Source organism: Shewanella sp. 30m-14 (assembly GCF_052977125.1).
Genome location: NZ_JBRILW010000046.1, coordinates 1 through 7,706, shown reverse-complemented (window position 1 = coordinate 7,706; position 7,706 = coordinate 1). Strand labels below are relative to the sequence as shown.

The following is a 7,706-nucleotide window of genomic DNA, read 5'->3' as shown; positions in this document are numbered from 1 at the left end:
AGCGGTGAAGTGATTGCAGGTATGGATCACGGCAGCGGCTTTGCCGATGTCGCCGATAGCGATCCTGAAAACCAAACACTTAATGTGGTGAAAGTAGAGAATTATAACAACGTCACCATAGGTGATGGCGATACTGCAATCGGTAACAACATCGTGCTTGTCGGTGAGTTTGGAACCTTGACCATCTCTTCCGATGGTAGCTACAGCTATCTGCTTGATGACAGCAATGCCACCATCAATGGCCTATATGACGATGAGATGGAAACAGATACTTTCACCTACTGGATTGAGGATGCCGATAACCAGCAGGCGATGGCGACGCTGACCATTACAATCAATGGTAGTAATGATGCTCCAAGCATTGTTGATGCCACACCAACTACCGTTTCAGAAGAAGGGTTAACAAACGGTATTATTGACAATGTTGGTGATCCGACCGATACAACTAATCTCAAAACTCAAGACGGAAAAATTATATTTACCGATGTAGATACGCCAAATAGCAACGTATTCGACGTATCACTTGAAGGCCCGAGTACAGACATGTATTCCAATAATGTACTGGTGACTTGGTCTTGGGATAATAATACTAAAACACTCACAGGTATGGCTGGTAGCAATACTGTAATGACAATTGTGCTAGGGACTGTAACATCAGAGTTGTCGGGGTTTGAGGTGGTTTACACCGTAAATTTACTCGCCAATATCGATCATCCTTTAAATGACATAGAAGATATACTGACATTCAACTTTGGCGCCGTTATCAATGACGGTATTCATGATGTCGCTACAGATTTCGACGTCACGATAGAAGATGATGCACCAGTGGACGAAGTCGATGAGTCTGCAGAAAACATTATTCCGCACTTAATAGGAAGCAGTGTCGCAGGGGATCTATTTGATCCTGGAGCTGATGGGTTTGGAAATGTAGATTTTCAAGTGTTGACTGATGGTCTCCAGTATAACGGTCAAGACCTCAGCTACTCTATGAATGGTAATACATTAACTGCAAGTGCTAACGGAACGGATGTTTTCACCGTAACGGCAATAATGGACCAAGATGGTCACTACGACTATGAGTTTAACCTGCTACAAGAGGTCGACCTCGAAACAATCATTGATTATGATCTTGGGTCTGCCCCCGCTGGTAATAACTCGGCTTACTATGTCGACGCTGATGGAACCATATATAGCCAAAATGGCCAGGCAGCAAACATCATCTCAACCATTACCGGTTTTACTAACGGAATATCTTCTCAAATTAACGCAAACAGCCACGGTATGGGAGTTGGGCCACAAACTTCTATCAGTGATGATGAGTCAATAAAAGTCGATTATGGAGTTAATGGGACATCCTTACTGGCTATTAATCTGGGCACAAATAATAACGGTGTTCATACTGGGACTGCCGACATCCGATATATCATTACTTATACGGACAGCAGCACCAAAACGGTAAATACAACTATTAATGGCACCTTGATAATCGAAGAGCTCGAGGCTAATAATTTAAATATAATGTCCATAGAGATTATTCATCTTAGTGGGGAAGACTTCCAGGTAACTAGCCTTGCATCCAACGGCTTAATTTATAATGAACCCATTAATATTGAATTTGGATACACTGCAACAGATGGCGATAATGACGCCGTTGTATTCACACCGGATAACTCTGGTCATTTCAACATTACTTTGACTCCAGACAATTTAGAGCCTAACGCACTAAATAATGTCTATAGCATTGATACTGGTACAAGTTTTACTGCAAATATGATCGCTGACGACACTGAAAGTGGCATTGACAGCGATGGTGATTCTGATCCCCTAACAATCACCCAAATTAATGGTGTAGATCTAACCTATGTAAATGGCTCCGCGGTGATTGCATTACAGGGTGGTCAATTAACTGTTCAAGAGAATGGTGCCTTTTCGTTCGATCATAATGGCAACTCCTCAAACCCTGTTAGCTTCACTTACACCGTCAGTGATGGAAACGGTGGCTTAGATACAGCCGTCGTAGATATTGGTATCTACAGTAGTGCAACCCTTAGCCCCGGAGATGATACGTACACAGGTACTGGTGGCAACGATACAATCATCAGTGATGTACCAGGCGTTATTGCAGGAGAAAGCTACAATATTGCCTTTGTCATTGACTCTTCCGGTAGTATGGGAGCCAGCGCGGTAGCCACAGCTAAAGCCCAAATTACACAGGTACTAAATACGTTAATAGCGAATGCTAATCAGCCTGGTGCAGGTACAGTTAACGTACTATTAGTCGATTTTGATCAAAGCGCTAATAGGCTGATCTCGATTGATCTTAGTGCGGATAATGCTGCAGCAATGATAGCATCCGCCTTTACTTCAATGAGCAGTGGCGGCACTACAAATTACTCTGCAGCTCTAAACGAAGCATATAATTGGTTTAACGATAACTTTGCAAACGGGAACAACCGAACGTTTTTCATTACTGACGGCGCTCCAAATACCGATAATGGTCAATCAGGTAATTATTTTGATAATGCGTTAGCCGCATACGCGCTATTAAATGGTATTTCAACAGTTGAAGCTATCGGTTTAGGGCCAAATATCAACACTTCAATATTAGGTCAGTTCGACTCTGCTGCTCCCCTTATCAATAACATTGATGTGAATGATTTAGCTGATGCCATTTTACAATCAAATACATTCCCAGGTAATGACACCATTGCTGGCGGTAATGGGGATGACATTATTTTTGGCGACTTAACTGACTTCCTAGGTAATGGCCTACAAGGCATGGAAGCGCTTAGAGAATATGTTGCCGATGAGCGAGGAGTAAATATTAATGCAATTAAGGATGTGGATGTTCACGAGTTTATATCAGAAAATTACTCGAGCTTTGATGTATCCCAAGCAAATGATGGTTCCGACACCTTAAACGGCGACAACGGTAACGATATCATCTTTGGTCAAGGTGGTGATGATACCCTTAATGGTGGAGCAAATAACGATATTCTTATCGGCGGTGACGGTAGCGATACCATTATCGGGGGAGTTGGCAGAGACTTACTCTCTGGAGGCATAGGTAATGACGCACTTTACGGTGGAGAGCTATTAAACCCCGATGACAGTGAAAGAGACTTCTTCGTTTGGGGATCTAACTCCGCTGATGGCAGCACCGACACCATTTATGGCTTTAACAATCAAATCGATACACTGGATCTTTCTGATCTTCTTGTGAATGAAGAGAATGGTAATCTAGAAGACTTCTTGTCTTTCAGCTTCAATTTAGGTGACACAACAATTACTATCGATGCTGATGGGCTTGGAGGTAGTACAGATAGCGTTATGATTGTCCTCGACGGTATTGATCTATCAAGTGTTTATAGCTCTACTGATGCTAGCATCATTATTGCAGAGCTTATTACAGATGAGGCTCTAATAGCAGACCCAAATACGACACCATTTATTCCACCTTATGATCAAGTCGATGACGGATTAAATCTGCCGTAATTATCAGTCAAAAGTAGCAATCCATCGATTCGATTACCGATGAATGAAAAAAGGCCACTATATCTAGTGGCCTTTTTAATATTTAGTTCTAATTCCATTTTTGCAGTCCAACATTCCCTCCAAAAACAACAACCATAAAGCGTCAAGAAATTGACCTTAAGCAATCATTTATATAACATCACACGATTAGAGGTTACTTTTAAGTACTCAGTTACAACAAACTTGTTTTTGCAGGGAGCAGGGCAATGAAATCGATAATCACAACACAAGCTGGACACATCCAAAACATCAATGGCATTGTTACCGCTACTATTAATGGTAGTGTTCAGCAACTTAGTGAAGGTGAATTAGTTCCTGCTGGAACTAATATATCGATTGCTGAAGATGGTTTTGTCGACATACTATTAGATGATGGCAGCTCACTTTCATCCTCATCAGAAGAAAATAGCGAATTACTAAACACTCCTTCAACGCCTTCGAATAGTTCCCCCTCAGCTGAAGACGAAGCCCTAAGTGAAATCGAAGCAATCCAAGCGCTTATCGCTTCAGGAGAAGATCCTACAGACGGCCCAGACACTGCCGCTGGTAACCAAGCTGGTAACGAGGGTGGCTCTAGTCATGTATCTATTGCTCGCGGCGGATCAGAAACGATTGCGAATGCAGGCCATGATACAGCAGGACAACAAGGCTCCCCTCTTGTTGCAAGCCTATCTTTAAATAATACCAATGATGATGCTAACGCCGACTCTGGAATAGATAACACAATTCAAATTGCCCAATTCACTGATAACTTTGTCAATGGCGTAGCCTATACGACATCATCGGGTCTTAGCGGTTTTACTGGTGATGCAGGTTCTGATGGCTCATTTACTTATCGTGAAGGCGATACCATTACTTTCACCATCGGTAATGTCACCATCGCAGCTTTTGGCGCTGATGCGATTCAAGGCACAATCTTATTCCTGCAAGATATCGCAGGCACTTCACTTGCTGATAGTAATCTCAACTATGTAGAAAATATGGCTATTTTTCTACAAGCTTTGGATAACGATCTTAGTGATGGAACTGATGACGGCATCCTACAAACGAATAGCTTACTCAACCTAGATGCTAGCTATGATTCAAATATCAATATCTCGACTGCAATACACGAACTATTAAGCAGTTATATTGATCCGACAACTGGCGAACCATTAAATATTGCCACAGCAGGTAAAGAGATGCTGTCGCAAGTCCTTGCACTGCTTGGGATTGAGTTTACTCGCGATTCAGAACGCTCTCCTGACGAGCAAAACGTTTTCGAAAGCTTAGCCATGGGTCACGTTGCCGACACCATTGAAGACTTAGCAGGGGACCGCGCCCCGGATGCTGCAGATGAAAGAACCGTTGACGTACTTGAAGTGCCTGGCGGTCTAGTTACATATAACTATAACGAGCTAGATGGACAAATTACATTTTCGGCAGAAGATTTACTTAAAGGCGCCACAGCACATCAAGTTATTAGCGATAACCTAGTCGTTAAAAATGTGCGCTTAAGTGCTGACTTTGAAGATATTGGTACCCTGGTTGATTTAGGTGATGGTAACTACGCCATCATCCTAAACGAAGGCGTAGATCAATATGATCTGGAAGGGTTAACACTCGACTATCGTGTTGAGGATTGGACAGCCTTTAGAGAAGTCACCTCTTCAACTCAAGATCAATTCAAGTCACACTTATCGGCTGACATTCCAGATGTTTCTGAAGGTGACGGATACAATGAGTTTACACTCAACAGTGAGCTCGTATTTGAAGAGGACTCCCTCTTAGAAATCACCTTTACCAGTGAACTTCTTAGCGAGCAATTAGGTATTCCAATTGCCGAGTATGCCGATGATTATACGGTTCCGATCGAATACTCAAATGATGGCGGATTGACTTGGCAGACGATGACGGTCACCTCTATCGACTATAGTGGCAGTATCCCCCGCCCTATTTTTGGTTTTGAGTTATCTGCAGGCAATAGCAGCGTAATGATCCGTGTACCAATTTTCGATGACGCTAAAATTGAACCTACCGAGTACTTCAGAGCGACCGTCACAGGTGAGAATGTATATGACGAGCTATTAGACTTCGCGATTTTTGATAACGATGCCGCTGGCAGCGATTTGCCTCTGATTAACATAGACTACGCAATCGCAGTTGAAGGCATGGAAAATGCGGTATTTACGCTAACCTTAAGTGAGCCAAGCGACGAAACTATTACCGTAAGTTATTCTAGTGAAGAGCTATCGGCACTCTTTGGTGAAGACTTTATCGCAGTCTCAGGCACTGTTACCTTCCTACCAGGACAAACCACGGCATTTATTACAGTGCCAATTGTTGATGATCTCATTGTAGAAAATCCAAACCCTGAGTTTGCGCTTATCAATTTGTTCGATCCTACCAATGCTCAACTAGCCGACTCACAAGGTACATTACGTATTTTCGATAACGATAGCCCGATAAATGCGGATGTCAGCATCGACCTTGACCCGATCACTGGCGATAATCTAGTCACCAATGACGAAGGGCAACAAAGCATTACCATTACCGGTACAGTCAACGCAGATGCTGCAATCACCATAGGCATCATCGTCATTACGATAAATGGTACCAATTACCAAACCTTAATGAACGAAGATGGTAGCTTCTCAATAACAGTAGAAGGCTCAGAACTATTACTAGATGCTGACACCGTCGTTGATGCTGTTGTGCATGGCTTTGGCCATAATGGCGAACGTGGCCAAGCATCGACGACTGAAGATTACGATTTAATGAGTATCGTCCAAGATGATGTTCAAGTTATTGATGAAGATACAGTTGCGACAGGTAACGTACTAGCAAACGACTCCGACTTAGATGATGAGTTAACCGTCAGCTCTTTTGAAGTTGAAGGTAAAGAATACCCAGCGGGAAGCACAGTAGAAGTTGAAGGTGGCAAGCTGGTTATCAACACCGATGGCTCATACACATTCACGCCAAATGATGATTGGAACGGTGACGTACCGGTTATAACTTACACCACCAACACCGGCGAAAGTGCCGAACTAACGCTTGAAGTTAAGCCTGTAGACGATCCAACTATTGCACGCAATGACAATAATACGGTTGAAGAAGACACTCCAGCAGAAGGCAATGTGCTCACTAATGACACTGATGTCGATACCGAATTAACCGTTACTGAATACAGCGTTAGCGGTAATACCTACAAAGCCGGTGAGCCTGCCGAAATTGAAGGCGGCATAGTCGTCATCAATAAAGATGGTTCTTATACCTTCACCCCATTCGACAACTGGAACGGCAGCGTACCAGTCATCACCTACACAACAAATACGGGTGAGAGCGCAATACTGACACTTGAAGTGACGCCAGTCATTGATGGAGCACCGCAAGTAACCATAGCTACAGATGCAAATAATGATGCATTTATCAACTTTGATGAACTTGCTGAAGCATCAACTATAGATATCACTATCGACTTAACCAGCACGGGTGCGATTGCCGGAGACACACTCACTGTTAATGATGTCGATATCATTCTTACTCAAGCTCAAATTGATGAAAATTCGGTAGACCTGACTTTACCTTCCCCTGGGGAAGGTAATGAAATAATCGTTACAGCGACAGTTACAGATCAAGCTGGTAATACCTCTGCACCAGGTTCCGATTCAGCAGTTATTGACACTCTTGCAGAAACGAGCATAGACCTTAACCAGATAGTGATAGGCACAGATAACGTCATAAATGGTGATGAAGCCATTGGTACAGTTACCCTCAGCGGAACTGTAGGTGGTATTGCACAAGTTGGTGATACTATTACCCTCACCTTAGATGGCAATACTATCATTACCACGACTGTCATTGAGTTAAATGATAGTGTTCTTGGATTTAGCACCACTGTCGATGCAGGCATTCTAGTAGATGGTGAAACAACAACTGTTACTGCCAGCGTCACCAGCACTGACTTAGCAGGCAACAGCGCCACCGCGACCGATACCGAAGATTATGACGTCGATACGACTGCGCCGGTCAACTTGGCCATTGCCCTTGATGAGAACATCACCGCAGATGACATCATCAACGCACAAGAATCGGGTGAGCAAATCGCCGTTGCCGGTGTGGTGACCGGTGAATTTAATGATGGCGACACCGTGACCCTGACGATCAACACTGTTGAATATCAAGGCACT

2 protein-coding genes are annotated in these 7,706 nt (G+C 43.3%); both read left to right on the top strand.

From position 1 onward, the window contains the following. The coding region (locus ACVBIU_RS20315; RefSeq protein ID WP_447168805.1) for a VCBS domain-containing protein at positions 1–3,495 on the top strand (3,495 nt) is incomplete at its 5' end. A 245-nt stretch (positions 3,496–3,740) separates the two neighbouring features. After that, on the top strand, positions 3,741–7,706 hold a 3,966-nt coding region (locus ACVBIU_RS20310; protein ID WP_447164630.1), incomplete at its 3' end, for a retention module-containing protein.